The 26,929-nt window shown below is 65.6% G+C and carries 23 protein-coding genes and 4 tRNA genes; 15 read left to right on the forward strand and 12 right to left on the reverse strand.

Translation table 11 applies throughout. The features are described 5' to 3' along the window. Window positions 1–4: 4 nt before the first annotated feature. The 5 genes from OG874_RS20055 to OG874_RS20075 all read right to left on the reverse strand — a co-directional run bounded on the left by OG874_RS20055 (window position 5) and on the right by OG874_RS20075 (window position 8,278). The gene (locus OG874_RS20055; RefSeq protein ID WP_330256651.1) at window positions 5–427 is read right to left on the reverse strand and encodes a TIGR02611 family protein; all 423 of its coding nucleotides are present in this window, start codon (window positions 425–427) and stop codon (window positions 5–7) included. Window positions 428–546: 119 nt separating this feature from the next. Next, window positions 547–2,799, reverse strand: coding sequence for a bifunctional SulP family inorganic anion transporter/carbonic anhydrase (locus OG874_RS20060; protein ID WP_330256652.1), 2,253 nt, complete (start codon window positions 2,797–2,799; stop codon window positions 547–549). Window positions 2,800–3,064: 265 nt separating this feature from the next. Further along, entirely contained in the window at window positions 3,065–5,341 is a 2,277-nt protein-coding gene (locus OG874_RS20065) for a bifunctional SulP family inorganic anion transporter/carbonic anhydrase (RefSeq protein ID WP_330256653.1), read from the reverse strand. A 502-nt stretch (window positions 5,342–5,843) separates the two neighbouring features. Beyond that, window positions 5,844–7,346, reverse strand: coding sequence for a sugar porter family MFS transporter (locus OG874_RS20070; RefSeq protein ID WP_330256654.1), 1,503 nt, complete (start codon window positions 7,344–7,346; stop codon window positions 5,844–5,846). A gap of 197 nt (window positions 7,347–7,543) precedes the next feature. Further along, window positions 7,544–8,278, reverse strand: a complete 735-nt coding sequence (locus OG874_RS20075) for a GntR family transcriptional regulator (RefSeq protein WP_330256655.1) — start codon at window positions 8,276–8,278, stop codon at window positions 7,544–7,546. 189 nt (window positions 8,279–8,467) lie between these two features. Here OG874_RS20075 and iolC point away from each other — a divergent pair, with 189 nt between their 5' ends. The 9 genes from iolC to OG874_RS20120 are packed head-to-tail and all read left to right on the forward strand — an operon-like array spanning window position 8,468 to window position 19,011. After that, complete coding sequence (gene iolC / locus OG874_RS20080) at window positions 8,468–9,427, forward strand: 5-dehydro-2-deoxygluconokinase (RefSeq protein ID WP_330256656.1); 960 nt, start codon at window positions 8,468–8,470, stop codon at window positions 9,425–9,427. A gap of 2 nt (window positions 9,428–9,429) precedes the next feature. After that, window positions 9,430–10,353 (forward strand): Cgl0159 family (beta/alpha)8-fold protein, encoded by a 924-nt coding sequence (locus OG874_RS20085; protein WP_330256657.1) that lies wholly within the window; start codon window positions 9,430–9,432, stop codon window positions 10,351–10,353. 5 nt (window positions 10,354–10,358) lie between these two features. Continuing rightward, window positions 10,359–11,252: a 5-deoxy-glucuronate isomerase gene (iolB, locus tag OG874_RS20090; protein WP_330257349.1), complete on the forward strand. Its 894-nt coding sequence runs from the start codon at window positions 10,359–10,361 to the stop codon at window positions 11,250–11,252. Further along, window positions 11,249–13,234: a 3D-(3,5/4)-trihydroxycyclohexane-1,2-dione acylhydrolase (decyclizing) gene (iolD, locus tag OG874_RS20095; protein ID WP_330256658.1), complete on the forward strand. Its 1,986-nt coding sequence runs from the start codon at window positions 11,249–11,251 to the stop codon at window positions 13,232–13,234. The genes iolB and iolD overlap by 4 nt, the downstream gene beginning before the upstream one ends. After that, window positions 13,231–14,190 carry a sugar phosphate isomerase/epimerase family protein gene (locus OG874_RS20100; protein WP_330256659.1) on the forward strand — a complete coding sequence of 320 codons (960 nt, stop codon included), beginning with the start codon at window positions 13,231–13,233 and terminating at the stop codon, window positions 14,188–14,190. The genes iolD and OG874_RS20100 overlap by 4 nt, the downstream gene beginning before the upstream one ends. Window positions 14,191–14,208: 18 nt before the next feature. Next, window positions 14,209–15,279: a Gfo/Idh/MocA family protein gene (locus tag OG874_RS20105; RefSeq protein ID WP_330256660.1), complete on the forward strand. Its 1,071-nt coding sequence runs from the start codon at window positions 14,209–14,211 to the stop codon at window positions 15,277–15,279. After that, window positions 15,276–16,148 carry a sugar phosphate isomerase/epimerase family protein gene (locus OG874_RS20110; protein ID WP_330256661.1) on the forward strand — a complete coding sequence of 291 codons (873 nt, stop codon included), beginning with the start codon at window positions 15,276–15,278 and terminating at the stop codon, window positions 16,146–16,148. The genes OG874_RS20105 and OG874_RS20110 overlap by 4 nt, the downstream gene beginning before the upstream one ends. An 18-nt stretch (window positions 16,149–16,166) precedes the next feature. Continuing rightward, window positions 16,167–17,681 carry a CoA-acylating methylmalonate-semialdehyde dehydrogenase gene (locus tag OG874_RS20115; RefSeq protein ID WP_330256662.1) on the forward strand — a complete coding sequence of 505 codons (1,515 nt, stop codon included), beginning with the start codon at window positions 16,167–16,169 and terminating at the stop codon, window positions 17,679–17,681. Window positions 17,682–17,724: 43 nt separating this feature from the next. After that, on the forward strand, window positions 17,725–19,011 hold the full coding sequence (locus OG874_RS20120) for an MFS transporter (RefSeq protein ID WP_330257350.1): 1,287 nt from the start codon (window positions 17,725–17,727) through the stop codon (window positions 19,009–19,011). A 271-nt stretch (window positions 19,012–19,282) separates the two neighbouring features. Here OG874_RS20120 and OG874_RS20125 read toward each other — a convergent pair whose 3' ends face one another. Both OG874_RS20125 and OG874_RS20130 read right to left on the reverse strand, forming a co-directional pair. After that, window positions 19,283–19,588: a Clp protease N-terminal domain-containing protein gene (locus OG874_RS20125; protein WP_330256663.1), complete on the reverse strand. Its 306-nt coding sequence runs from the start codon at window positions 19,586–19,588 to the stop codon at window positions 19,283–19,285. 179 nt (window positions 19,589–19,767) lie between these two features. Further along, a tRNA-Val gene (locus tag OG874_RS20130) sits at window positions 19,768–19,839 on the reverse strand. A gap of 482 nt (window positions 19,840–20,321) precedes the next feature. Between OG874_RS20130 and OG874_RS20135 the strand changes: the two genes are divergently transcribed. The 3 genes from OG874_RS20135 (at window position 20,322) to OG874_RS20145 (ending at window position 20,586) form a co-directional block, all read left to right on the forward strand. Further along, window positions 20,322–20,394 (forward strand) — tRNA-Gly (locus OG874_RS20135). Window positions 20,395–20,439: 45 nt separating this feature from the next. Further along, window positions 20,440–20,510, forward strand: a tRNA-Cys gene (locus OG874_RS20140). Window position 20,511: 1 nt separating this feature from the next. Next, window positions 20,512–20,586: transfer RNA gene (locus OG874_RS20145), tRNA-Val, on the forward strand. Between the two features lie 128 nt (window positions 20,587–20,714). Here the strand turns inward: OG874_RS20145 and OG874_RS20150 are convergent. Then, window positions 20,715–21,206 carry a site-specific integrase gene (locus OG874_RS20150; protein WP_330256664.1) on the reverse strand — a complete coding sequence of 164 codons (492 nt, stop codon included), beginning with the start codon at window positions 21,204–21,206 and terminating at the stop codon, window positions 20,715–20,717. Between the two features lie 202 nt (window positions 21,207–21,408). Between OG874_RS20150 and OG874_RS20155 the strand changes: the two genes are divergently transcribed. Next, a complete protein-coding gene (locus tag OG874_RS20155) occupies window positions 21,409–21,588 on the forward strand; it encodes a helix-turn-helix transcriptional regulator (protein WP_330256665.1) in 180 nt (59 codons plus the stop codon). Window positions 21,589–21,782: 194 nt separating this feature from the next. Here OG874_RS20155 and OG874_RS20160 read toward each other — a convergent pair whose 3' ends face one another. After that, window positions 21,783–22,076, reverse strand: coding sequence for a hypothetical protein (locus OG874_RS20160; protein ID WP_330256666.1), 294 nt, complete (start codon window positions 22,074–22,076; stop codon window positions 21,783–21,785). Window positions 22,077–22,231: 155 nt separating this feature from the next. Between OG874_RS20160 and OG874_RS20165 the strand changes: the two genes are divergently transcribed. Continuing rightward, a complete protein-coding gene (locus tag OG874_RS20165; protein WP_330256667.1) occupies window positions 22,232–23,170 on the forward strand; it encodes a helix-turn-helix domain-containing protein in 939 nt (312 codons plus the stop codon). Between the two features lie 100 nt (window positions 23,171–23,270). Here the strand turns inward: OG874_RS20165 and OG874_RS20170 are convergent, their stop codons facing one another. Then, window positions 23,271–24,191: an alpha/beta hydrolase gene (locus tag OG874_RS20170; RefSeq protein ID WP_330256668.1), complete on the reverse strand. Its 921-nt coding sequence runs from the start codon at window positions 24,189–24,191 to the stop codon at window positions 23,271–23,273. 6 nt (window positions 24,192–24,197) lie between these two features. Further along, window positions 24,198–25,037: an SDR family oxidoreductase gene (locus OG874_RS20175; RefSeq protein ID WP_330256669.1), complete on the reverse strand. Its 840-nt coding sequence runs from the start codon at window positions 25,035–25,037 to the stop codon at window positions 24,198–24,200. A 136-nt stretch (window positions 25,038–25,173) separates the two neighbouring features. Between OG874_RS20175 and OG874_RS20180 the strand changes: the two genes are divergently transcribed. Further along, the gene (locus OG874_RS20180; protein WP_330256670.1) at window positions 25,174–25,794 is read left to right on the forward strand and encodes a TetR/AcrR family transcriptional regulator; all 621 of its coding nucleotides are present in this window, start codon (window positions 25,174–25,176) and stop codon (window positions 25,792–25,794) included. Window positions 25,795–25,928: 134 nt separating this feature from the next. Here OG874_RS20180 and OG874_RS20185 read toward each other — a convergent pair whose 3' ends face one another. After that, window positions 25,929–26,801, reverse strand: coding sequence for a 3-keto-5-aminohexanoate cleavage protein (locus OG874_RS20185; protein WP_330256671.1), 873 nt, complete (start codon window positions 26,799–26,801; stop codon window positions 25,929–25,931). Window positions 26,802–26,929: the final 128 nt, after the last annotated feature.

The raw sequence follows: 26,929 nt of genomic DNA on the forward strand, positions 1-26,929 counted from the left end.
TACTTCAGGGGACTGTGCAACCACTGCCATTCCACTCCGATCCAGCCGCCGAGCATCCCGAATGTTCCCAATATCCACAGTGTCGCGACGACAACCGCAAAAGTAACCACCACCGCGGCACGCGCATGGCCGGTCCCCGCGCGGAGTACCACGCCATACCCTGCCGGTACTTGCCCTGTAGCCAGCGCAATGTGCGGCGTGCCGGGGCGAATTCCGTGGCAAGGATGCCGAGTCCGGCGAACACGATCGCCCAGCCGGGTCCGGGATAGGGAATCGCCAGGATTCCGACCAACAGCACCGCGGTGCCGAGCACCGCGACCCCGATCCGATAGGCGATGTCGAGCGTAGGACGTTCCGCCACCCACGCGCGCAAGGCGCGCCATCTGCTCGGCGTGCCGAGCAACCTCAGTTGCGTCTCCGGGCTCACAGGTACCAGCCTACGAATCCCGCCATTGTCCTTCTCGCCTGGACGGACCGCGATTCGTCGCGGTCGGGCGCGAATCCGACACGAACCCGCCCGAACAAAGTCGGGCGGGTTCGGATCGCTCAGACAAGTTCCGGCGCCGTCCGCTGCCCGGTGTCATCGATGTGGGCGAGCCCGTCGACAGTGATCTCGATGACGCGCGCGCTGCCGATATCGAAGAACAACCCCGACACCGTCACGCCGCGCTCGGCGATGGCCGCACGCACCTCGGGATGCCGTTGCAGCGTCTCCAACTGCACCGCCACATTGACCATGCTCAGCTGGTCCACCTCGCCGAAACCGGCGTCCCGGGCCGCCAGCGCCACCGGGTGCCCGAGCCGGAAACGCTCCAAACTCGGATGGGCATGGGCGAGCCAGGGGCCGATCCCGGGACCGTTGTCGGTACCGGAGTACAGCGCCTTCATGGCGCCGCATGACGAATGCCCGCAGACCACCACGGACCGCACGTTCAGCTCGTTGAGCGCGAAGACGAGCGCGGCCTCCACCGAGGCATCGCCGATGACCGGCACCAGATTGCCGACGTTGCGCACGGTGAACATGTCACCGGGACCGCTGTTGGTGATGATGTTCGGCACGATCCGCGAGTCCGCGCAGGCCAGGAAGAAGGTGTCCGGATCCTGCCGATCACGCAGATCATCGAGGTGCGGCCGCACCACCTGCGCGTGCCGACGGTGGTAGGCCGCGATGCCGGAGGCCACCGGATCCGGATGATCGGTACGCCGCCATGAGCCAAGGATTTCCTCGGCCACCACCCGGCCGAAGCCGCGCGTGGGCGGACCCGCCGTCGCATGCGCCATCCGGGCGCTGCCGACCTCCACGAAATCGACTGTGCCGCCGGTGCTTTCCTGCTGCCGCACCCAGTCCTCGATGGCCTCGAAGGCGGCGTGGTCGAGGAAGTCGACGGTCATCTCGACGGTGACACCCACACCCGCGGGCACCTTCGCGAACTCCGCGGACAGTTTCGGCAACGCGAGGAAGGTGCAGGACCCGTCGATGGTGAGCAGCCACCGGTCTGATCCGGGAATCCGGTTGGCCGCCACCGCAACTCGCACTACTCGCCAGAGCAGCAGACCGAAAGCCAGTGCGAGGCCGATGATCACGCCCTCCAGCAAGTTGAGGAAAACCACACCGAGCACGGTCACCGCATAGATGAGCAGATCGCCGGTGCGCCTTGCCAATTTGATGTGCGCCAACTTCACCAGTTGGATGCCGATCACGATCAGCAGACCGGCCAGCGCGGACTTCGGGATCTGCTGCACCAGCCCGGCCAGCACCACCGCGAAGACCAGAATCCAGCCTCCGTGCAGAATCGCCGATGCCCGACTCCGCGCACCCGCTTGGACATTCGTGGCGCTGCGGACGATGACACCGGTGATCGGCAGACCGCCGAGCAGACCCGACACGACGTTGGCCGTGCCCTGTCCGATGAGTTCACGGTCGAAATTCGTGCGCGCACCGGTGTGCATCTTGTCGACGGCCACCGCGGACAGCAGGCTCTCGACACTGGCGATCAGCGCGATGGTGAGCACCATGATCGCGACCGCCGACCAGTTCCCGCTCGGCAGCTGCGGCAGGCCGATCGCGTCGAACAGCGAGCCGTTCAACACAATTCGCTCGGCTTCGAATGGCAGCACCAGCGAAAGCACCGTGCCCGTGAGCACCGCGACCAGCGGTCCCGGAATCGCACGTAGCTTTTCCGGCACGCGGCGCCAGCCCAGCATGATCGCGATCACCACCGCGCCGATGATCGCGTCATCGCCGTGCAGCGACATCAGCTGCGACGGCAGCTGGGTGATGTTGTTCCACGCCGAACTGTGCGATGCCCCGCCGAGCAGCACGTGAATCTGTTGCAGCGCAATAGTTATGCCGATGCCAGCGAGCATCGCGTGCACTACCACCGGCGCGACGGCGAGCGCCGCCCGCGCAATGCGGCTGAGCCCGAACAGGATCTGCAGCACTCCGGCTGCGACGACGATGAAAGTGGTGGTCCGCCAACCGAATTGGTTGATGGACTCGGCGACCACCACGGTCAGACCCGCGGCCGGGCCGCTCACCTGCAGCGGCGAACCACCGAGCGAGCCGGCCAGGATGCCGCCGATGACGGCGGCGATGAGTCCGGCGGCGACCGGCGCCCCGGAGGCGACCGCGATGCCGAGGGACAGCGGCAACGCGACCAGGAAGACCACGATCGATGCGGGTAGATCGTGACGTAAGAGGGAAGTCAGACGATCTGACAATGGTCCGGAACTGCGATGGCCCGTGCCCGTGTCAGCGGGCGGTCTCGGTGGTGCGGCTACAGCATTATCAATAGCCATAGTCTTCTCCTTCGCCGACTCGGCGCGAACGCCGAGGTCGGTTGACGATCAACATGTCCAGCAGGGCAAGGACCGCGAACCGGCATCTCGCGGTGAAGCAGTTCCCGACACAACAGTGTGTCGAGATGTAAATCGCTTCAAGGCTATTAGTAAAGACTTAGCAAAGCCTGAGAATTCGCCGGAAAGTGCCTGGATCGATGCCGATGCCCTCCTATGACCTGCCTCACACCACTGCGCGCGAGCTGTCGACCAGTTCGAGCCGGACTTACCGCGACGAAACCCGTTCCGCCGCCACACGATTGCCCACTTCATCGAATTCAGCGATCCCGTCGATCGTCACCTCGATCACCCGTGCGGTCGCGAGATCGAAGAACAACCCCGACACCGCGACACCTCGATCCTCGACCCCACGCCGCACCACCGGATGCTCGTGCAGCCGCTCCAACTGCAGCGCCACGTTCACCATGCCGAGCTGGTCGACCGGTCCGAATCCGGCGCGGGCCGCGGCATCGGCCACTGGATGTCCGAGCCGAAACCGGTCCAGGCTCGGCCGCGCGTGGGCCAGCCAGTCACCGAGTTCCGGCCTGGTCCGGACCCCGCGGTGCAGCGCCTCCATCGCCCCACAGCCCGAATGCCCGCACACCACCACCGCGCGCACGTCCAGCTTCTCCAGCGCATAGATCAGCGCAGCCTCCACCGACACGTCGCTGCCACCGGTCGGAACCAGGTTGCCCACATTGCGCACGGTGAACAGATCGCCGGGGCCGCTGTTGGTGATCACATTGGGCACCACCCGGGCATCGGCACAGGTCAGGAAGAACGAGTCGGCGTCGGGCCGGTTGCGCAGACCGTCCAGGTGCGGCCGCATCAGATGCGCGTGACCGCGATGGTACGCGGCGATGCCGGCCACGATGGGATCCTCCCGGATGCCGGTGCGCCGCCACGGTCCGATCACCTCATCGATGACGTTCCTGGAGCGTCCGCGCTCCGGTGGACCCGCCACCGCGGTGGCCATGCGCGCACTGCCGATCTCGACGAATTCGACTGTGCCACCAGCGGATTCGCATCGTCTGGCCCAGTCTGTGATCAGCTCATAGGAGGCATGGTCGAGGAAGTCGACCGTCATCTCGACCGTCACCTCCGCGCCGACGGGCACCTTCGACAGCTCGGCGGTCAGCTTCGGCAGCGCCAGGAAGGTACAGGTGCCATCGATGGTCACCACCCAGCGCCGCGCACTGGCCACCGGTTCGGCGACGATCGTCACCCGAACCACCCGCCACAGCAGCAGCGCGAACGACAGCACCAGGCCGATCACCATGCCCACCAACAGATTCAGGAATACGACACCGAACACGGTGGCCAGGTACACGTAGATGTCGCCGGTACGCCGAGCGAGCCTGATGTGCGCCAGCTTCACCAGCTGCACGCCGATCAGGACCAGCAAACCGGCCAGCGCCGCCTTCGGAATCTGCTGGACGAGCCCGGCCAGCGCCACCGCGAACAGCAGGATCCACACCCCGTGCAGGACCGCCGACGCCCTGGTCCGCGCGCCCGCATGGGCATTGGTGATGCTCCGGACGATCACGGCCGCGATCGGCAGGCCACCGAGCAGGCCCGACACGATATTCGCCGACCCCTGCCCGATCAGCTCACGATCGAAATTGGTGCGCGCACCCGGCCGCGATTTGTCCACGGCGACAGCCGAGAGCAGGCTCTCCACACTCGCGATCAGGGCAACCGTCACCATCGCCAGCGCCACCGCGAACCAACTGCCGGACGGAATCGCGGGCAGGCCGATCGAATCCACCAGCGATCCGTTCAGCACGATGCGCTCGACGTGGGTCGGCAGTACCAGCGACAGGAGTGTCGCGGTGACCACCGCGACCAGCGGCCCCGGTACGACGCGCACCGGACGCGGGACGAACTTCCACGCGATGAGGATGACGATGACGACAACGCCGATGAGTAGGTCACCGCGGTGCACCGACATCAATTGATGCGGCAACTGCGTGAGACTCACGAACGACGAGCTCAGCGAATTACCGCCGAGCAGCACGTGCACCTGTTGCAGCGCGATCATGACGCCGATACCGGCCAGCATGGCGTGCACGACCACCGGCGCGATGGCCAGCGCGCCGCGCGCCACCCGACTGAGCCCGAACAGTATCTGCAGCACACCCGCTCCGACGGTGATGAAACATGTTGCTGCCCAGCCGAATTGATGCACACTCTCGGCGACGATCACCGTGAGACTCGCCGTTGGTCCGCTGACCTGCACCACCGAGCCACCTAGCAGTCCGGCGACGACACCGCCGACGACAGCCGCGATCAGGCCCGCCGCGACGGGCGCGCCGGAGGCCACCGCGATACCGAGCGAAAGCGGCAGTGCGACAAGGAAAACGACGACCGAAGCGGGCACATCGTGACGCAGGACCGCTAGCAGATCATCGGAACGACGTTGGGAGGGAACGCCGGGAATCGGGTCGACGGAAGCGCTGGCGCGTGGCGACGTCCGTGGTGCGGGATCGGTGTCGGTGGACATATTTCTCCTTCGCCGAACCGGTAATCCGGTCGGTTCATCGGTCGAACATGTACTGGCATCGAAAGCGAGCGGCGGGCGAAGCTGGTCGAGCGCGAACGCTTCATGTGCTCTGCACAAAGCGACTTCGTGGAGCAGCGACCCAATGGCGCGAAGGTCAGGCGCAATAGTAAAGACTTCGCAAAGCACATGGAAAGCCCTACGGTGCCAATGGGGCCAACCGCTACCAAACTGTGACCCAAGTCACAGTAAGAAAAGGGTGATTTCCGGTCGGGGAAGGTCGATTACGGCGGGCTGTCCTGCGCCGATATGAAAGAAGGCCGGGCACTCGCAGGTGCGCCGACCTCGCTCAGTGGGTGGTCCCCGAAGGTCAGCATGCCACCGAAGACGGCCGAACCGCACGCGCCTCGCCGCGCGTGCGGTCGGATTCGAAATCTCCGCTCGGGACGATGGCAGGCCGGGCATACCCGGCCCGGACGCCCTGTTGGATCCTTCTCTACGCCCTCTACGCCGTCGCGGCCGTGCCGCTGTATCGCTGGGAGAACTCGTGCTCCAGTGATTCGAGGGTGCGCCCCTTCGTCTCTGGCAGGCACCGGCGCACGAACACCAGGGCTGCGCAGCCGAAGGCGAAGAAGATGAAGAACGTCGGCGAGATGCCGAACCAGTTGACCAGCTGCAGGAAGAAGAAGCCGACCAGGAAGTTCACCATCCACAGCAGGAAACCTGCCGCGCCGAAGGCGAATCCGCGAATCTTGGCCGGGAAGATCTCCGAGAGCATGAGCCAGGTCACCGGGGAGGTGGCGCCCTGCTGGAAGGCCAGGAAGGTAACCGTCAGTGAGAGCACGATGCAGGCGCGGCCCAGCCCCGGCGGCAGCGCCATCGAGACGACGCCGATCAGCAGTAGCGCGACGGCGGTTCCAGCAACGCCCGCGGTGAGCATCGGCCTGCGGCCGATCTTGCCGAGCAGCCAGATACCGACGAAGGTAGCGGCGACCGAGATCACGCCGTTGGCGATATTCGCGGTCAACGCCGCCTGCTTATCGAAGCCGGATTCCTCGAGAATCTGGGTGCCGTAATACATGATCGTGTTGACGCCGCTGATCTGCTGCACGATGGCGATACCACAGCCGAGCAGGAACACTCGTCGAATCCAAGGCATATCGCGCAGCACACGCCAGGTCACCTTGGTGCTGCGGCGGTCCTCGGCGACAGCCTGCGTGATCTCCTCGGCCTCGGCCTCGGCGTCGGCCGGTTCCCGGACGTCATAGAGCACCTGCAGCATTTCGGCGGTGCGGTGGTGTCTGGCCAGCCAGCGCGGACTTTCCGGCATCACCAGCATCCCGAACCACAACACCACCGCGGGCAGCGTGGCGATCACCAGCATGTAGCGCCAAATGTGGTGGTCATCGGACAGATTCGCGATGATCGCGTTGAAGGTGAAGGCCAGCAACTGACCGGACACGATCATTAGCTCGTTCTGCGTGACCAACCGACCTCGGCGCGCGGCGGGCGACATCTCCGCCAGATAAGTCGGCACCGTCACCGACGCCCCGCCGACCGCCAGGCCGAGCAGGAACCGGAAGCCGACCATGACCGCAGTGCTGGGCGCGAAGACACAGCCGAGGGTGGCGACGAAGAAGATCACCGCGAGCAGCAGGATCGTCCGGCGGCGCCCCTGCCGGTCCGACAACCGACCACCCGCGATCGCACCCATCGCGGCGCCGAAGATCAGCGAACTGGCGACCAGCGACTCGGTGAACGGGGTGAGATTGAGCTGATCGGGTTCGGCCATATACGGCAGCGCGCCGTTGATCACGCCGGTGTCGTACCCGAACAGCAGGCCACCGAAGGTCGAGATGATGGTGACCAGCCGCAGGTTGACCCGTGGTGGTCGGCGCGAGGCCCGCCGCTTGAGCGCGGCGATGGATGGGCGTGTGGTCGGCGGTGCCGGATCGGACGAATCGTCCGAGTTCGGACCCTGTGAATTCTGATAAGACGTGCTAGTCATGCCGGGGCCTTTCCCCACCCGGGCTGCACAGACCGGCGTGGTACTGACCATACGGCGCCATCATTGTGACGCAGCTCTCAGTGATTGATGCCGACGAAATTAGCATGCCTTGAATATGTATGTCCATATGTTCGGACAAATAAGTCGAAAGATCCAATAGGCCGAGCGTAGACAGATTCAGGTCAGCGCAGACGGAGTCACTGCCGAACCGTGGTATCGAAGAAGTGCCGCGAAGCCCGATACACATGCCGCCCCAGCTCGACAGGCCGCCCGGAGTCGTCGAAGGCGACGCGCTGCATGGTCAGCAACGGCGCGTTGGGGCGCTCGTCGAGCAACTGCGCCTCGGCCCTGGTGGCGCTCCGCGCACCGATTCGCTGGCGGGCGAGCGCGATGTGAACCCCCTTGGCGCGCAGGCATTCATAGAATCCTCGAGCCTCGAGCTGATCGGGCGCGGGCGCGAACTCGGCGGGCACGTAGTTGGTCATGATCGCCAACGGCTCACTGCCCGCGCGCCGCAACCGACGGAAAGTCACGAACCGGGAGTCGGCGGGCACCCCGAGCTCGGCGGCGATATCGGCGTCGGGGGATCCGAGCTGGTAGTCGAGCAGTTCGGTGGTCGGTTCCTGTCCGGCGCTGATCAGGTCGTCGTAGAGGCTGGTGAGCTCGACCGGGCGATGCACCTGGTTCTGCACCACCTGAGTTCCGACTCCGCGCCGACGTGTCAGCAGGCCCTTGTCGACCAAAGCCTGAATCGCCTGACGTGCGGTCGGCCGCGAGAGGTTGAGGCGTTTGGCGAGATCCAACTCGTTCTCGATGCGGTCACCGGGCGTGAGCCGACCTTCCAGGATGGAGTTCTCGATCGCTTGTGCCAGTTGGAAATACAGCGGCACAGGGCTGGACCGATCGATGGCGATATCCAACAGTGCGGGCATCGAAGCTCCTCGAGGCGGACAAGGCGACAGTGACGCGCCACTGCTCTCACTGTAGTACAGCCGACCATTTGCTAGTCCTACTGTCATTAAGTCAGAATGTCCTGACAAAGTATTGACAAATGTGTATGACCCAGAGCACAGTCGGAGCAGGCGGCAACGCTGACTCCCCACACCCGTCTGGAGTGAACCGTGACAGATCAGTTCGAGGTGGTGTCGACCGGCCGAATCGGCGTCGACATCTATCCTCTCCAATCCGGCCTAGGCCTGGAGGACGTCGAGACCTTCGGCAAATTCCTCGGCGGCAGCGCCGCCAATGTCGCGGTCGCGGCCGCGCGGCTGGGTCGGCGCACGGCATTGTGGTCGGCCGTCGGCGAGGATCCCTTCGGCCGGTTCGCTCGCCGCGAACTGGCTCGGCTCGGCGTCGCGGATGACCTGGTGGCGACCAACGATCGCTACCCGACTCCGGTGACATTCTGTGAGATATTCCCGCCTGATCACTTCCCGCTCTACTTCTATCGTGAGCCGAGCGCGCCCGACCTACAGATCACCCCGGGCCAGGTCGACCCCGACATCATCGGCAGTGCGCGAGTCTGGTGGGCCACCGTCACCGGGCTGTCCCAAGAACCTTCGCGCGCAGCACATTTCGCGGCATGGGAGGTCCGGGCTCGCAGGCCGCTGACGGTCCTCGACCTCGACTACCGGCCGATGTTCTGGGCCGATGAGAACTCCGCGAGCGAGCAGGTGCGACGGGCGTTGACCCAGGTCACCGTGGCGGTCGGCAACCAAGAGGAATGCCGCATCGCCGTCGGCGAGACCGACCCGCATCGCGCCGCCGACGCGCTGCTCGACCTCGGCGTCGAGCTGGCCATCGTCAAACAGGGGCCCGACGGGGTGCTGGGCAAGACCCGTTCCGAATCGGTGCTGGTCCCGCCCGTCCCGGTCGAGGTGCGCAACGGCCTCGGCGCGGGCGACGCGTTCGGCGGCAGTCTGTGCGACGGACTGCTCGCCGGCGCAGACCTGGAGACGATCCTGCGTCGGGCGAACGCTGCCGGCGCCATCGTCGCATCCCGGCTCGAATGCTCCACCGCCATGCCCATCCGCGACGAGATCGATGCCGCGCTCGCGCTGTCACTCACCGGAAAGGCTTGACCATGACCGAAACCATTGCGATCACCCCGCGATCGACGTCTCTGGCCGTCGGGTCCTACACCGAGCTGACCGAGTTGCGTGCGGCCGATCCCGGCGCCATCGCCCGTGCGTTCGCGACCCGGACCCGGCGCGAACTGGTGCGTGGCGACGGCAGGCTGATGATCGTCGCCGCCGATCACCCGGCGCGCGGTGCGCTGTCGGCCTCGGGCGACCCCTTCGCTATGAACAGTCGCAAGGATCTGCTGGACCGGCTCGTCACAGCACTGCACCGGCCGGGTGTGGACGGTGTACTCGGCACCGCCGACATCATCGAGGATCTGCTGCTGCTCGGAGCACTCGAGGACAAGGTGGTCTTCAGCTCGCTGAACCGCGGCGGCCTCGCGGGCGCGGACTTCGAAATCGACGACCGGATGACCGCGTACACACCGCGGGCCACCGCGGCGGCAGGTCTCAACGGCGCGAAGATGCTCAACCGGTTCGATCTCACCGACCATGGCACGCTATCGATGATGACCGCCAGCGCTGCGGCCATCGATGAACTGGCCGGGCTCGGGCTGATCGCGATGCTGGAGCCGTTCATGTCGCATCGCCCGGATGGTCCGGGCACCAGGGTCGTCAACGACCTGTCACCGGACGCGGTGATCAAGAGCATCCATATCGCCCAGGGTCTGGGTTCCACCTCTGCCTACACCTGGCTGAAGCTGCCGGTGGTCGAGGAGATGGAACGCGTCATGGACGCCACTACCCTGCCCACGCTGCTGCTCGGCGGCGATCCGCAAACCGCGCCCGAGGAAACCTATGCGCGCTGGGCGAAAGCCCTTGCGCTGCCTGGAGTCCGGGGGCTCATTGTCGGCCGGACACTGCTCTATCCGCCCGACGGTGATATCGCCGGGGCCGTCGACACCGCCGTGTCGTTGGTGCGGTGACCACTGTGCACAGCAAGCACTACATCCCCGCGGGCAGCGCCCATCCGCCCTATTCCGTCGCGCTCACCCCGGAGTCGGCGGGCTGGGATCACTGCAGCCTGCACGTCATCGAACTGGCCCCGGGGCAGTCGCACCGCACGCACAGCGGCCTCGACGAGCTCGTGATCGTCCCGCTGTCCGGTTCGGCCACCGTGGCCAGCGGTGGCGAATCGTGCGAATTATCCGGGCGGGACAGCGTTTTCGATGGCCCCACCGACTTCGCCTATGTCGGGCGTGACAGCTCGCTCACCGTGACGACCGCGACCGGTGGACGCTTCGCTCTGGGTGGTGCGCGCGCCGAACGGAAACTGCCCTTCCGCTATGTGCCCGCCGCCGATATCGCGCTGGAGCTGCGCGGCGCGGGCAACTGCAGCAGGCAGGTGCACAACTTCGCGACCGCCGACACCTTCGAGGCCGATTCGATCATCGCCTGCGAGGTGATCACTCCGGGCGGGAACTGGTCGTCGTATCCGGCGCACAAGCACGACGAACTCTCCGAAACCGAAACCCCGCTCGAGGAGATCTACTACTTCGAATTCGCCTGCGGTGCAGATGATCCCGACACTCAAGCACCAGCGGGATTCGGCTACCACCGGGTGTACGGGACCACGGAGCGGCCCATCGACGTGCTCGAGGAGGTCCGCGGCGGCGATGTGGTGCTGGTGCCGCACGGTTACCACGGCCCGTCCATCGCCGCGCCCGGTTACCACATGTATTACCTGAACATCATGGCGGGCCCGGGACCGGAGCGGGCCTGGCGGATCTGCGACGACCCGGCCCACACCTGGGTGCGCGGCACCTGGGCCGAGATGCCGATCGATCCGCGACTTCCCATGGGCACGAAGGAGACTCGACGATGAGTCCGATCAATACCACCGGGGGACGCGCCCCGAACACCGAGGACACGGCGCGGCTCACGGTATCCCAGGCCGTCGTGCGGTTCCTGGCCAACCAGTACGTCGAACGCGACGGCGTGCGGCACAAGTTCTTCGCGGGCTGCTTCGGCATCTTCGGACACGGTAATGTCGCGGGCCTCGGCCAGGCCCTGCTGCAGGACGAGGTGAGCGCCCTCGAGTCGGGCCACGAGCCGACGCTGCCCTACGTGCTGGGGCGCAACGAACAGGCAATGGTGCACACCGCCGTCGGCTACGCGCGCATGACCGACCGGCTGCGCGCCTGGGCCGTCACCGCGAGCGTCGGTCCCGGATCGACGAATATGCTCACCGGCGCCGCGCTGGCCACCATCAACCGACTGCCGGTACTGCTGCTGCCCTCGGACACCTTCGCGACTCGGGTCAGTGCACCGGTGCTGCAGGAGCTGGAGCTGCCGTGCGCCGGTGATGTCACCGTCAACGACGCGTTCAAACCACTCTCACGCTACTTCGACCGGGTGTGGCGACCCGAACAACTCGCCTCGGCGCTACTCGGGGCGATGCGGGTGCTCACCGATCCGGCGGAAACCGGTGCCGCGACGGTCGCTATCCCCCAGGATGTCCAGGCCGAGGCATACGATTTCCCGGAATCGCTATTCGCACCGCGCACTTGGCATGTGGCACGCCCCGTGCCGGAACGCTCGGTCATCGAGCGGGCAGCCCGGATCATCGCCTCGGCGCGGCGCCCGCTGATCATCGCGGGCGGCGGCGTGATCTATTCCGATGCCTCGGCCGCGCTCGCGGAATTCTGTGCGACCACCGGTATTCCGGTGGGACAGAGCCAGGCGGGCAAGGGCGCGCTGGCCTTCGACCATCCGCAGTCGGTCGGCGCGATCGGGTCCACCGGCACCACCGCCGCGAACGCGCTCGCCGCCGACGCCGACGTGGTGATCGGCATCGGCACCCGCTACAGCGATTTCACCACCGCCTCGCGCACCGCGTTCAACAATCCGGACCTGCGCTTCGTCAATATCAATGTGGCAGTACTGGATTCGGTGAAGATGTCCGGACTTTCGGTCGTCGCCGACGCGCGCGAGGCGCTGACCGCGCTCACCAGCGAGCTCGCGACATACCGGGTTTCGGCAGAGTACGCCACGCGGATCACCGAACTGCGAACCGAGTGGGAAGCCACCACAGACGCGGCCTTCGCCGAATCGATGTCAGGAGTCAACATCGCCGACGGCGCACCGGCGCTCACCCAGAACGCGGTGATCGGGTTGGTGAATTCGCTGTCGGAGCCACGGGACGTGGTGGTCTGCGCGGCCGGTTCGATGCCCGGTGACCTGCACAAGCTATGGCGCACCCGCGACCGCAAGGGCTATCACGTCGAGTACGGCTACTCGTGCATGGGCTACGAGATCGCGGGCGGTGTCGGCGCGGCCATGGCCTGCCCGGACCGCGATGTCATCGTGATGGTCGGCGACGGCAGCTACTTGATGATGGCCACCGAACTGGTCACCGCCGTCCAGGAGAACCTGAAACTGATCGTGGTCCTGGTGCAGAACCACGGCTTCGCGTCCATCGGCTCGCTGTCGCAGGCACTGGGCTCGCAGCGATTCGGGACGAACTACCGCTTCCGCGACGACACAGGGCGACTCGCCGGTGACGTACTTCCGGTCGATCTCGCCGCGAATGCCGCCAGTCTCGGCGTGGACGTATTGCGCGCCCGCACGGCCGACGAGTTCGCCACCGCACTGAAGACCGCCAAGGCCGCCGACCACACGACCGTGATCCACGTCGAGACCGACCCGAAAATAGCTGCGCCCGATAGCAATTCGTGGTGGGACGTGCCCGTCGCAGAAACCTCCACCCTGGACTCCACCCGCGCCGCGCGGGCCGTCTACGACGGCTGGAAACAGATTCAGCGCCCCCTCATCCGACCGACCGAAATCGAAGGAGACCCCAAATGAATTCAGCTTCGGACAGCGATTCGACGAGGGGCGGTGACCGGGTGACGGGCGGGCCCGTTATCCGCGTCGGGTCCGCACCCGATTCCTGGGGCGTGTGGTTCCCAGACGACCCCAACCAGGTCAGCCCGACCCAGTTCCTCGATGAGGTGAGCGCGGCAGGGTATCAGTGGATCGAACTGGGGCCCTATGGCTTTCTGCCCACTGATCCGGCGGAGCTGCGCGATGCGCTCGACGCGCGCGGGCTCTCGCTGTCGGCGGGCACCGTCTTCGAACACCTCCATCGACCAAATTCCTGGACCGATGTGTGGGACCAGGTCGCCGATGTCGCCGCGTTGACCGCCGCGGTCGGCGGCCGCCACGTGGTGGTCATTCCGGAGATGTGGCGCGATCCCACCACCGGTGCGGTGCTCGAGGATCGTGAGCTGAATCTCGAAGCGTGGCAACGCAAAACAAGCGAAGTCGACCGGCTCGGCAAGGCCATGTTCGAGCAGTACGGGGTGAAACTGCAGTACCACCCCCATGCCGACAGCCACGTCGGCACCCAGACCGAGGTCTTGCGGTTCCTCGCCGACACCGATCCTGAACACGTCACCCTGTGTCTGGACACCGGTCACATCGCCTACTGCGGCGGCGACAATATCGCGATCATCTGCGCCCATCCGGAGCGGATCGGCTATCTGCACCTCAAGCAGGTCGACCCGACGGTGATCGCCAAGGTCGAGGCCGAGGACCTGCCGTTCGGCGAGGCCGTCAAGCTCGGCGCGATGATCGAACCACCGCTGGGTATTCCAGAACTGCCGAGCCTGCTGGCCGAGATCCAGAACCTCAACGTGGACATCTACGCGATCGTCGAGCAGGACCTCTACCCCTGCGCCACCGACGTCCCGCTCCCCATCGCCCAGCGCACCCGGAGCTACCTGGGCGGCTGCGGTATTCCTTCCGTCCGATTCCGCTGAAGCGCAAAGGAACTCGTCATGGCTACTTCGAAGAATGCTGAGCTGCGCGTCGCGGTGATCGGTGTCGGGTTGATGGGCGCCGATCATGTCGCCCGGTTGACCGACCGGATCAGCGGCGCGCAGGTCACCGTCATCAGCGACTACTCCCCCGCCCGGGCCGCCGAGGTCGCCGCCGGTGCGCCCGGTGCCCGCGTGGTGGACAACGCGCTGGACGCCATCGCCGACCCCGACGTCGACGCCGTCCTGCTGGCCACTCCCGGGCCCGCCCACGCCGAGCAATTACACGCCTGTCTCGACGTGGCCAAGCCGGTGTTGTGCGAGAAACCGATGACCACCGATGTGCATTCGTCGCTGGAGTTGGTGCGACGCGAACAGTCGTTGGGCCGCAAGCTGATCCAGGTCGGCTTCATGCGCCGGTTCGATCCGGAGTACCGGCAGTTGAAGCAGGCCATCGACGCCGGTGACTTCGGCGCACCGCTGCTGCTGCACTGCGCACACCGCAATCCGGCCGTGCCCGTGGGCTTCGACAGCGCCATGATGGTGCGCGATTCCCTGGTGCACGAGGTCGATTCGGCCCGATTCCTACTCGGCGAGGAGATCACCGCCATCACGGTGCACACGCCGACCTCGAACAGCCAGGCCCCGGCGGGGCTGCGGGATCCGCAACTGACCCTGTTCGAGACCGAGAGCGGCAGGCTGGTCACGGCGGAGGTCTTCGTCACCACCGGTGTCGGCTACGAGGTACGCACCGAACTGGTCGGCGAAAAAGGCAGTGCCACTATCGGATCGGACGTCGGCCTGGTCCGCAAGAACTCGAATGGAACGTGGGGAGGGCGGATCACCGCCAACTTCAAGGAGCGTTTCGCCGAGGCGTACGACGAGGAGCTGCGCGCCTGGGTCGCGGCCGTTCGGCGCGGCTTCGCCGACGGCGGCGACGTTTTCATAGCCGGTCCCGGCAGCTGGGACGGCTATGCGGCGACCGCCGTCTGCGAGGCGGGCGTGCGCGCATTGGAGTCCGGTCAGCGGGTGGCGGTGGAGCTCGCCGACCAGGCCGCCCCGGTACACGACGACATGGAGGCGCGGCTGTGAAGATCGCGCTGGATCCGACCCCGTTCCACAGCACGCACTCGCTGCTGGAGTTCCCGCGGGTGGTGGCCGAATGTGGTTATGAATACCTGCAATTGACTCCGCACAAGGACTTCATCCCATTCTTCAATCACCCCAAGGCCGATGACGATCTGGTGCGTAAGTTCCGCAAGGCGTGCTCGGACGCCGGCGTCGGCATCGCATCCGTGCTGCCGGTACTGCGCTGGTCCAGCCCGGACCCCGACGCCCGCGAGGCCGCGATCCGGTACTGGAAGCGCGTCATCCAGATCACTGTCGACCTCGGCGTGCAGCGCATCAACACCGAATTCTCCGGCCGCCCCGAAAAGGCCGAGGAATCCGAACGCGCCTTCTACCGGTCGATGGAGGAGTTGGTGCCGATCGTCGAGCATGAGGGGCTCGATGTTCTCATCGACCCACACCCCGATGATTTCGTCGAGGACGGCCTCGACGCGATCCGGATGATCCGCGGCATAAACAGCCGCAACTTCGGCCTGGTCTACGTCGCCTGCCACACCTATCACATGGGCGGCAATATGACCGAGATCATCCGCACCGCAGGCGACGTGCTGCGCCTGGTCCACGTCGCCGACACCATGGACCATCACCGCAGCAACGGATTGCGCTACATCACCAACCCGCCGGGCAATCCAGTACGCGTGCATCAGCACCTCAAGATCGGCGACGGAGATCTGGACTGGGACGAATTCTTCGGCACGCTCGGCGAAATCGGCTTCTACGACCGCGACACCGTCATGGTTTCGAGCGTGTTCGCCGAGAACGAGCGCGCCGAGGACGTGTCCCGCTACCAGCACAAGACCATGACCGACTACATCGCGCGCCACCGCGCCTGACGCCCACCACGAGGAATCATGACTGTCACCACCGAAATCGGCCACTGGGTCGACGGAAAACCCTTCGCCGGAACATCTTCGGTCACCGCGCCGGTCACCAATCCCGCCACCGGACAGGTCACGGGAGCGGTGCGCATGGCCGATGTCGCCGACGTTCGCACCGCCATCGACGCCGCCACCGCGGCGTTCCCCGACTGGCGCGACACCTCGCTGGCCAAGCGCACCGCGATCCTGTTCCGATTCCGCGAACTGCTCAACGCCCGCAAGCCAGAATTGGCCGCGATCATCACCGCCGAACACGGCAAGGTGCTCTCCGATGCCCTCGGTGAGGTCACCCGCGGCCAGGAAGTGGTCGAATTCGCTTGCGGCATACCACATCTACTCAAGGGCGGGTTCACCGAAAACGCGTCCACCCGCGTCGATGTCTACTCGCTGCGCGCTCCGCTGGGCCCGGTCGCGATCATCTCGCCGTTCAACTTTCCGGCCATGGTGCCGATGTGGTTCTTCCCCCTCGCCATCGCCGCCGGGAACACCGTCGTCCTGAAGCCGAGCGAGAAGGATCCCTCGGCAGCGCTGTGGATCGCCCAGCTGTGGGCCGAAGCGGGCCTTCCCCCAGGCATTTTCAATGTCGTGCAGGGCGATAAGACCGCCGTCGACGAACTGCTCACCAACCCGGCGATCAAGGCGGTGTCCTTCGTCGGCTCCACCCCGATCGCCCAGTACGTCTACTCGACCGGCACTGCGGCGGGTAAGCGAGTGCAGGCGCTCGGCGGGGCCAAGAACCACGCCGTCATCCTGCCCGACGCCGATCTGGACCTGGCCGCCGACGCCATGGTCAACGCCGGTTTCGGCTCGGCGGGCGAGCGCTGCATGGCGATCTCGGTCGCCGTCGCCGTCGGTGACATCGCCGACGATCTCGTCGTGAAGATCGCCGAACGCACCAGGACCCTGCGCACCGGCGACGGCCGCACCGAAGCCGATATGGGTCCGCTGGTCACCGCCGCCCACCGTGACCGCGTCAGTGGCTACATCGATGCCGCCGACGCCGACGGCGCCACTATCGTCGTCGACGGACGCGGAGCCACCGGCGACGGCGGGACCGAGATCGATGTGTCCCAAGGCTTCTGGCTCGGCCCCACCCTCGTCGACCATGTCACACCCGATATGAGCGCCTACCGCGACGAGATCTTCGGGCCGGTGCTCTCGGTCGTCCGGGTCGACAGCTACGACCGAGCCCTCGATCTGATCAACAGCAACCCCTACGGCAACGGCACCGCCATTTTCACCAACGACGGTGGCGCGGCTCGCCGTTTCCAGAACGAGGTCGAGGTCGGCATGGTCGGCATCAACGTGCCCATCCCGGTCCCCATGGCCTACTACAGCTTCGGCGGGTGGAAGAACTCACTGTTCGGCGACACCCACGCCCACGGCACCGAAGGAGTCCAGTTCTTCACCCGCGCCAAGGCGATCACCAGCCGCTGGCTCGATCCCAGCCACGGCGGGCTGAATCTCGGCTTCCCCCAGAACGCCTGAGCTCGGCCCTGGATCGGGCGGCGCCTACGCTGCGCTGGTGAACATGCGACGCGCGTACCTGATCTGGGGCTGTGGCGTCGCCGCCTACCTGATCGCGGTGCTGCAGCGCACCTCATTCGGGGTATCCGGCCTGGCCGCGGCCGATCGTTTCCAAGTCGGCCCCGCAACCCTGTCCGGATTCGTCGTACTCCAGGTGGTCGTCTACGCCGCCATGCAGATCCCGGCCGGGTTACTGCTGGACCGCCTCGGAGCCAGGGCCATGATCGGCACGGGTGCCGCGATCATGGCCCTGGGCCAGACTCTGCTGGCATCCGCGGAGCTGCTTCCGCTCGCGATCGCGGGCCGGATCCTGGTCGGCACCGGCGACGCGTTGACCTTCATCTCGGTGCTACGCCTGGTCCCGCAATGGTTCCCGGCCCGGCGGGTCCCGCTCATTTCGCAATTGACCGGCCAGCTCGGGCAACTCGGCCAGATACTGTCCGCCATCCCATTCCTCGCGCTCCTGCACTCGGCCGGATGGACCCCCGCGTACCTGTCCGCGGCCGCTGTCGGGATGCTGTTCGCGGTGCTGGCCACCGCCGTCATCCGCAACGCACCACCGGGTCAGGATATCCGGGTCGTACCCGCCGGGCTGCGCGAGATCGGTGCCCAGATCCGGAAGGTGTGGCTGCATCCGGGCACCCGGCTCGGGTTCTTCAGCCATATGGGGACCCAGTTCTCCATCACCACCTTCGCCCTCATGTGGGGCATTCCGTATCTGGTATCCGCACAAGGCCTGTCGCAGCCGGTCGCCGGGGTCTTGCTGACCGTGTCGGTCTGCGCGGCAATGGTCGCCGGACCGGTATTGGGTGTCCTCAGCGCCCGCTATCCGCTTCGCCGGTCCTGGCTGGTGCTGACGATCATGAGCGCCAACGCCACGGTGTGGACGGTGGTGCTCGCCCTCGATGACCCGGCACCGGTCTGGCTGCTCGCCTTGCTGGTGGTCGTCATCTCGGTCGGCGGTCCTGGCTCGATGATCGGATTCGACGTCGCCCGCATGTTCGCCCCGAACACCAGCCTCGGCACCGCCCAGGGGATGGTCAACATCGGCGGGTTCCTCGCCACCCTCACCCTCATCGAAGCCATCGGGCTCGTACTCGAGCACGCCGGCGGCTACGGCTTCGACGCCTTCCGCTCGGCGTGGCTGCTCCAATACCCGATCTGGGTCATCGCCGGCATCGGGGTCCTCGTCACCCGCGCAAAGACGCGCCGCCACCTAGCCACCCAGGGCATCCACCTCACCCCGCTGCGCATGGTCATCGCGCGGATCCGAACCAGAAGTCGAGACTGAGGCAGCCGCCTGAACTTCCCTCGCTAGCCGAGAGCGCGGACAGTGAGAACCAACTCGCGATGTGTTCGGGGGCGAGCAAGAACTGGTGCGCTGACCTCGCATCATCGTCGTACCCCCAGTTCTCGCAAGCGATTTCGTCGTTATGGACTAGATCTCCCGCACTGATCGCTACGAGCGCAGACTAACCGGTCTGTCTGACAGAAAAGCGCCCCGCCTTCGTCCTTGTGGCTTGGGTCCACTCGGAGGCGGGGCGCTCTCGGCATTTCAGGACTCAGCTCGGCGGCTCATGGTGCTCGGTGACTGTGCCGTCTGGATGTTCGGTGACGACCCGCCCGTCCGGGAAATGTTCGACCACCCGGCCATCGAGAAACCGGGCACGGCTCCGCACTTCCTTGAAGCGATCGCTGTCCATCGTCGCGGTCAGAACTGCTGTGATCTGGTCCGGGGCGATGCCCATGAATCGAAGTTTCTGAGTTGGGACCGAGTCCGCGTCGTCGAGGATGGCGAGCATCAGATGTTCCACCCCGACATAGCCGTCGCCACGCTCGCGGGCGATCGACTCCGCAGACCTGATCACGTCCGCGTACCTCGGGGTGAAAACAAGCCCGTCGTGGGGTCGATCACCATCGACCCCGTGCCCCGAGTGTGCCCCAACGCGCGGATATCGGCAGACAATGGCGGTCGAACACGGCGACATGTCCCCAGGTCAATGGGATGAAAATCCCCTCGACCAGGTGATATGGCGAGGGGATGGAGTGGTCCCAGCTGGTTTCGAACCAGCGACCTTCCGCGTGTGAGGCGGACGCTCTCCCGCTGAGCTATGGGACCAAAGTTGGTGTCCGACCGGCGCGGAGCGCTCGTTCGAACGAGATGGAACCTTAGCACGCACCACCGGCGTCCCACCAAATCGCCACCCCGCAGGTGCTGGGCTCCGGATTTCTCGGGTTGATTTCGCTGGCGCGCTCGGCGAATTGCCATGGTTCCCAGCGGGTCCGGTGTGCTGCACGAACCGCACATGGACGCGACCGCCGTGAGCGCGGGGAGTCGCGCACCCATGGCGCACGCAGTGACAGCCGCACCTTCATCGGGCCGTATCGGGTGCGGATTTCCGACGTCGGATGGGCGGCGTCGGGCCAACTGGCCACGATCCAGGGCCGGCGACAACCGAGCGGACCTGATCGAGGCTTCCGAACGACACCCGTGTAATTCAACTTCAGGCCGTTCTACCAGCGGATTTGTAGGTTGCGCCGAACGTCGGCTAATGTTCTGTCTCGCACCACGGAGGGCAGCGAGCCCCCGGAGATGCAAATGCGGATGTAGCGCAGCTGGTAGCGCATCACCTTGCCAAGGTGAGGGTCGCGGGTTCGAATCCCGTCATCCGCTCGAGGAGTAGGGCCAGGCAGTAATTCCAGCCTTCCCCCTTCGCACGGTGGAGTGGCCGAGTGGTGAGGCAACGGCCTGCAAAGCCGTGCACACGGGTTCGATTCCCGTCTCCACCTCGCGCGATTAGCTCAGCGGGAGAGCGCTTCCCTGACACGGAAGAGGTCACTGGTTCAATCCCAGTATCGCGCACCACCGTAGTACCAGGTTAGAGGCACTTTCTGAGGAAACTCAGAGGGTGCCTCTTCTGTTTTTCAGCCTCCGAACACACGCTCAGCACACACAAGGTTGAGTAACTCCGGGCTAGCGGGAACAACTCCGAGCTACTTCGAGCCATTCGACATGGCCGCACCGAGTAGCGCAGCGTGCGCCTCGAGGTCCTTCGGGAACAGGTCGATGTAGACCGATTCCGTGATCGCCGTGGATGCGTGGCCCATCCACTCAGCGATGTACCGCGATGAGATACCCGCCGACGCGCACAGACTCGCGAACGTGTGCCGCAAGTCGTGCACGGTGAGTTCGGTTTCGCCGTCGTCGTCGAGATACAGCCCGGCCAGCTTCCCGGCGGGGTGCGACACCCGCTTGTTCCAGTTGGTCTGCCGGATCGTTCCGCCAGTCGCGGCGGTGAACACCAGCGCGGCGGCGGGCTTGCCCTCGACGTGCACGCGGAGTTCATCGACCAAGACGGGTACGAGATCGAGAGTTCGCTTCTTGTCCCCCTTGGGCAGACCCAATACCAACTTGCCGTTGACATCGGTGTACGCCTCGAACACCCGCACGTGCAGGGCATCGAGATCGAAAGGAAGTCCGGGCATACTGCGTCCGCTCGTCCCGCCACAAGCGTTTGGGGGTTCTCCGATGTATTGCGGGTAGCCGACACGCGAGAACTGTTAGAGGCAGTCATGCAAAAGCACTGCGCTGCAACACAACACAAGACATCGTGCCGATTGCCGCAATCCCGCATCTGGGGCTTTGTCCAGCCAACCAACCAACCTTCAACCCAACGGAGCACACGAGATGTCAGCTCTACTGACCCCCGCCGAGACCGCCGCCCGCCTGCGCGTGCACCCGCAGACGCTGATCAATTGGCGGGGAGAAGGACGCGGCCCGCGCTCGTTCAAGATCGGCCGCCGCCGGTTCTACGACGAACACGACATCGACGCCTGGATTCTCGAACAGAAGCTCGCCAGCGCGTAAGGGTTCCGTTCATCCCGTCCAAAGGACCTCAGAGATTCGCTAACACGGCCGGAGCCGGATGCGCGCACACCGCACGCGAAACCTGTTGCCGCCGTGTCTACTTCATTCGTCGTAGTCGGATGGCCAGAAGATCATTGCGACGACGACGGCCAGCGGTAGCGCTATCACGAACACAAGACCGGCTTGCGTCGCGCTCATCGGCGCACCCCGCCGAGTGCCGACCAGCGGCCGAACGACGCACGCGGCGTGGCACATTCGACGTCGGCAACCGACATCAACCGATGCAGCGTCAGCGCGTCCACGTGCGCTGAGGACGGCAGCAAGACCACCTCGGCCCCCGAGGACTCGACCTGCTCGACCAGACCGAGCACGGAAGTCGGATCGGCAAACCGCAGTGGGTATCCCAACCGCCGCGCCAAACGGCGTACCTGTGCCGTGTCCCAATCCGGTGTCGGTGAACACGGGTCTATCCATCCGAGCGCGTCCATTCCCCTGCCTTCTGTCCCCTGTCGCTGGTAGGCACCCGCCGCCGAGGACCAGCGTCGACCCGGCGGCGGTGCTGAAATTGACGCTATGTGTGGACAGTTGGCGCTCCTACGGTTTCGCCGTCCACATGCGTCTACAGCCCCGTTACGCTGGAGTGGTGGAAACCGGGGCACTCATGCGTGCCGCCCGCGAGGCGGCGGGCATTTCCCTGCGCGGGATGGCGGAACGGACCTTCTACAGCAAGGCGTACCTGTCCCTGATCGAGACCGGACAACGCCCGGTGCCCGCTGGGGTGACCGCCGCCTACGAGAGGGTGCTGGGGACAACGGACCTGGGCCGCCTCACTGCCGCAACGAGATCGGCCGCGAGCGTGGACGCCAGCGCCCTGGCGGACGTCGCCACGATGCTCTCGTCTACTCGGCGGATCGAGGACGCGGCCGGTGCGCGGGCGGTACTTCCGGCCGTGCGCGGCATGTCCGCCATGACCGTGCAGTTCGCCCGTGAGGCGCGAACGGCGCGAACGGAGGCGGCGGCGCTCGCCTCCGAGATCACGCAGTACCGGGGTTGGCTCGAACACGCGGTAGGGGCGGACACCGCTGCGCGGCGAAGCCTGTCCACGGCAGTGGACCTGGCGGCGGAGTCCCGCGACCCGGACCGGCTCGTCCATAGCCTCGGTTTCGCCGGATACGTGGCTTGGAGTGCGACAGGGGACTACGGCGAAGTGATCGCCCTCTCGGACGCCGCGCTGGCCGTCCGTGGCGCGCATCCCGTCCTGATCGCCTACGCAAGGATGCGGCGGGCGGAGCTGCTGGCCGCGCGCGGGGAGACGCAGAAAGCCCGGGTGGCCCTGGCCGACGCGGACTCGGCGACCGAAGCGGCGCACGGCGTCGAACCGCCGGAAGCAATGTACTGGTGGACTCCCGGATTCGGTGCGGTGCAACGCGGTGGTGTTCTGTCCTTGTTGGGGGACACGGCCCATGCGATCGAGGAAGCCACGGACGGCCTGGCGGCGATGCCTGTAGAGCACCGCCGGACTGAATGGCTGGCATCCGCGCTACGCCGCGTCGACCCGGACATGAGCGCGGTCAGCGGGTAGGCGCGGTGCCCGCGTGAGTACAGTAGTCGGGAGTTTTCGTGCATGCATTGGCATGAGTGGTCCAGTGACCAACCTCTTTACGCGCGTACGGCTTCACTGCTCATTCTGCGGGACCGCGTCCCGCATCGAATGCTGTTAACAGGCTCTCGCATTGACGTGCGAAGAACGACCGGGATATGGGAGCGGAAGGTGCGATCAGGTCGAAGGCGTGGAAGGCGCCTGCGACGACCTCGACATCGCACTCGACACCGGCCGCGCGCAGTCGTTGGGCATAGGTGAGGACTTCGTCGTGAAACAGGTCGTAGGTGCCGACGCCGATCCAGGCGGGGGCGACGCCGGTCAGATCGTCGTTCCGCGCGGGGACTGCGAGGGCGGGGTCTGCGTCGCCCAGGTAGGACGCCCATCCCCAGCGGTTGCTTCGCGCGTTCCACAGTCGGTAGCGGTCGGCGACTTCGGCGCGAGCGACTGTCCGATCATCGAGCATCGGATAGAGCAGCAATTGCAGTGCAGGGGTGATCGGTCCGCGGTCGCGAACCAGCAGCGCGAGCGCGGCGGCCAACCCACCTCCTGCGCTGGCCCCGCCGATCGCCAGCCGCGTCGGGTCGATCTCGTGATGGCCGGCCAGCCAGTTCAGCGCGCTGTAACAGTCTTCCAGTGGTTCCGGGAAGGGGTGCTCCGGGGCAAGTCGATAGTCGACGGCGGCCACCAGGATCCCGAGTTTGTTCGCGAACCGACTGCACAGAGCATCGTCCTGCTGTGCACGACCGATCACAAACCCGCCACCATGAATCCACAGCAACCCAGGTACAGGACCCGTCGAGCGCGCCGGGCGATGCACCCTGACCCGAACCTCGCGGCTGATCGACACCACTTCTACACCGCTAGGGCGTCGCCAGCCTGACAACGCGTGCAGTCGGCGGACAATCGGCAAAGTTGCCTCCGACACAGCCTGCCGTGGCACGAATCGTGCTCGCCTGCGCAGGTTTGGATGAAACCCTTCACCCGAGAAGAACTCGCTCATGATGGATCAACCCACCTCGCTGACTGCATTGATGTTGCCGGTCATGGCTGCGGCGATCACGCCGCCGTCGACCAGCAAGTCGATCCCTGAGATGAAGGAGGCAGCCGGGCCGAGCAGGAACTCGGCGGCCGCCGCGATGTCGGCGGCAGTTCCTACGGATTTAGCATTCGAGCTCTCGATCATCGTTCGCATAATGGCACCGTGCTCACCGTCGAGTTCGGCTTGTCCCATCGCAGTGGCGATCACACCAGGGCTGATGGAGTTGATCCGCGCGTCCTTCGCGCCCCAGCTGGTGCTCGCCGACTGCACTCGTAGCTGGTTGGCGCGCTTCGCGAACGCGTAGGCGAGCGCCGGTGCCGGGAAGTTATCAGCGTTGGCGATCTCGAGCGCCAGCAACTGGTCGGCCGGCGTTGTCGCCAGCTGAAGCGCCTCGGCGGAAGAAAGGCCGGGGTACCCGTAACCAGCCATACTCGAGATCACGACACCCGCCCCGCCCGGAGCAACAACCCCCGCGAACTCCTCTAGAACTAGGGCCACTCCTAGAAGGTCCACCCTGAGAATCGCCTCGATCGGTGCCTGCACAGGCGATAGCCCCGCGGTGTGCACCACTGAGCGCACCGTGCCCAGCTCCATGGCCCGTCGAGCGAGGGCCGCAACGGATTCACGCGAAGACACATCCACGGGCTGAGCGGTCACCTGATACCCGTCACTCTCGAGTTGGCGGGTAGCCGACTCCAAGACTTCCGCACTGAAGTCGGCGATCAGGACATGTCTGCCGGGGCCGATGCGGCGGGCGATCTCCCGCCCCATGCCGCCGACTCCGATGACCACCACGACCTGCTGCATCTTCATCTCCACTTCGACTACGTCCCACCTATGAGCATTCGCGCCCGACAGAAACGTCCGGTCGCCATCGCTGGTCGACCAGTTATCCAACACTTGTTGTTTAACCATCGAGTGTCTCGCACACTACACTGCACCCATGGGTGCTCAACAGGTTTTCGACCGACGCTCGCGCCGAACGCGTGCAGCCTTGGAGGCCGCGCTGCTGTCCCTGATCTCCGAGCACCACCTGGCTCAGATCTCCGTATCCGACATCACCGCGCGTGCCGATGTGAACCGCTCGACCTTCTATGAGCACTACAGCGACGTTCACAACCTGGCCGACGCAGCGTGTACACAGATGTTCGACGAGTTGATCGCCGCCACACCGGTATTCGCGCTGAACCGTGCGGCGACCGCGACAGAGGAGCGCCGAGCGCGCGAATCTTTGGTCGACGTATTCGCTCATGTCGCGGCCAACGCCCGCCTCTACCACGCACTGCTCGGCACCGAAGGCAGCGCTCGAATGATCAACCGGTTGCATCAGAGGCTTGTGGTGGCAATCCATGTCAACGTTGCTGGTAGCAGCGCGGATACCCACGCGGACGACCCATCCGAGGTCCCCTATGACCCCGCGTCGGCGTTCCTTGCCGGAGCCTTGCTCGGCACCATCATCGACTGGCTGCAGCACGGGTGCCCAGGCACGCCCGAGTACCTGGGCGACGCCATTTGGCCCCAATTGGCTGGCGCCGCGATTGCGGTAGCACAATTGCCGCGATAGACGCAGCGAGGACGTGATGGGCGAACCATGTCATCGCTCGATAACCACCACGGTGTGACTCCCGCGCATCAGAGCTTCGAAGACAACGCCGGCAATGGTTGCCTGTCGGGCACCGTGGACTAGGACGAACCTGCTCACGGGCATCCTTTAGGAAGGCCGAGGATCCCGGCCGCTTGATCTGGGGTTGCCACCGTACGGCCCATCTCCCTACAAAGGGCTGCCGCTTCGGCGACCAGGACGGGATTGCTCGGCGTGCGGTCACCACCATAAAACTCGAGTCCAACATGGAGATGGCCGCCCTGTGCGAGCGCGGCGCGCGCAATATCGCTCGAGACCAGATCGCCGCCGACCACGGACACCGCCCACGGGATGTGGCAGCCCTCGAGCAACTCGAGGTAGACATCAAGGGCCCGAACTGTGGGCGGAAGCCCGAATGGCGCACCCAGATAACCGCGCTCAGTGGAGAAATACAGTTTGACCATCGCCCCCGGGGGAAGCTGGCCACTGCGCCACCACGCCAGCGTGGCGCGTAGGAAGCCCGGCTCGTAGATAGCCAAGCTGGGGCCGAGCTGCTCGTTACGACAGATCTCGAACGCTCGACCAATCGATGCGAAGGTATTGCTGTAGACGAAATCCCCCTGGGGTATGCCGTCGGCGTCGGCTCCACCAAGATTCACAGAGCCCGGGTCGGTAAGCCCTACCCGCATTCCTGCGGCGGCGAGTGGGACGAGGTGTTCGTAGTTGATCGACGCCCCGAAGTGGACGGTCGGGTAGATCAGCGCGTCGGGGCGAGCTTCCCACACCGGCCGCCAGCCCTCGAGGTAACGCTGCGCCGCTTCCTCCTCGCTGACGCCATAACGATCGATGTGGTTGTGGATGATGGCCGCTCCGGCCTCGATGCAGGCCAAGGCATCAGCCGCAATCTCCGCCGGCTCCGTAGGGACGTGTGGATTGACTGCCTTGGACGCGGTGCCGTTTATCGCACACTCGATGATGACAGGATCCATCGGGCGGATTCCTCTCTTGAAACTTGTTGGTCGGCAACGGAAACCAGCCGTCAGCGACGTGAGTGGCAGTTAGGCAGCACTGCCGCGATGGCAATCGCCATCCACTGGGACAGCTGTCTCGGTGATGA

It is taken from the genome of Nocardia sp. NBC_00565 (assembly GCF_036345915.1).
Lineage (GTDB): Bacteria > Actinomycetota > Actinomycetes > Mycobacteriales > Mycobacteriaceae > Nocardia.

Bases quoted from the DNA above. Each gene is read 5' to 3' on its own strand.
- OG874_RS20060 (WP_330256652.1), bottom strand. From the start codon at position 2,799: ATGGCTATTGATAATGCTGTAGCCGCACCACCGAGACCGCCCGCTGAC.
- OG874_RS20065 (WP_330256653.1), bottom strand. From the start codon at position 5,341: ATGTCCACCGACACCGATCCCGCACCACGGACGTCGCCACGCGCCAGC.
- OG874_RS20070 (WP_330256654.1), bottom strand. From the start codon at position 7,346: ATGACTAGCACGTCTTATCAGAATTCACAGGGTCCGAACTCGGACGAT.
- OG874_RS20075 (WP_330256655.1), bottom strand. From the start codon at position 8,278: ATGCCCGCACTGTTGGATATCGCCATCGATCGGTCCAGCCCTGTGCCG.
- OG874_RS20085 (WP_330256657.1), top strand. From the start codon at position 9,430: ATGACCGAAACCATTGCGATCACCCCGCGATCGACGTCTCTGGCCGTC.
- iolD (WP_330256658.1), top strand. From the start codon at position 11,249: ATGAGTCCGATCAATACCACCGGGGGACGCGCCCCGAACACCGAGGAC.
- OG874_RS20100 (WP_330256659.1), top strand. From the start codon at position 13,231: ATGAATTCAGCTTCGGACAGCGATTCGACGAGGGGCGGTGACCGGGTG.
- OG874_RS20105 (WP_330256660.1), top strand. From the start codon at position 14,209: ATGGCTACTTCGAAGAATGCTGAGCTGCGCGTCGCGGTGATCGGTGTC.
- OG874_RS20115 (WP_330256662.1), top strand. From the start codon at position 16,167: ATGACTGTCACCACCGAAATCGGCCACTGGGTCGACGGAAAACCCTTC.
- OG874_RS20120 (WP_330257350.1), top strand. From the start codon at position 17,725: ATGCGACGCGCGTACCTGATCTGGGGCTGTGGCGTCGCCGCCTACCTG.
- OG874_RS20150 (WP_330256664.1), bottom strand. From the start codon at position 21,206: ATGCCCGGACTTCCTTTCGATCTCGATGCCCTGCACGTGCGGGTGTTC.
- OG874_RS20155 (WP_330256665.1), top strand. From the start codon at position 21,409: ATGTCAGCTCTACTGACCCCCGCCGAGACCGCCGCCCGCCTGCGCGTG.
- OG874_RS20160 (WP_330256666.1), bottom strand. From the start codon at position 22,076: ATGGACGCGCTCGGATGGATAGACCCGTGTTCACCGACACCGGATTGG.
- OG874_RS20170 (WP_330256668.1), bottom strand. From the start codon at position 24,191: ATGAGCGAGTTCTTCTCGGGTGAAGGGTTTCATCCAAACCTGCGCAGG.
- OG874_RS20175 (WP_330256669.1), bottom strand. From the start codon at position 25,037: ATGCAGCAGGTCGTGGTGGTCATCGGAGTCGGCGGCATGGGGCGGGAG.
- OG874_RS20180 (WP_330256670.1), top strand. From the start codon at position 25,174: ATGGGTGCTCAACAGGTTTTCGACCGACGCTCGCGCCGAACGCGTGCA.
- OG874_RS20185 (WP_330256671.1), bottom strand. From the start codon at position 26,801: ATGGATCCTGTCATCATCGAGTGTGCGATAAACGGCACCGCGTCCAAG.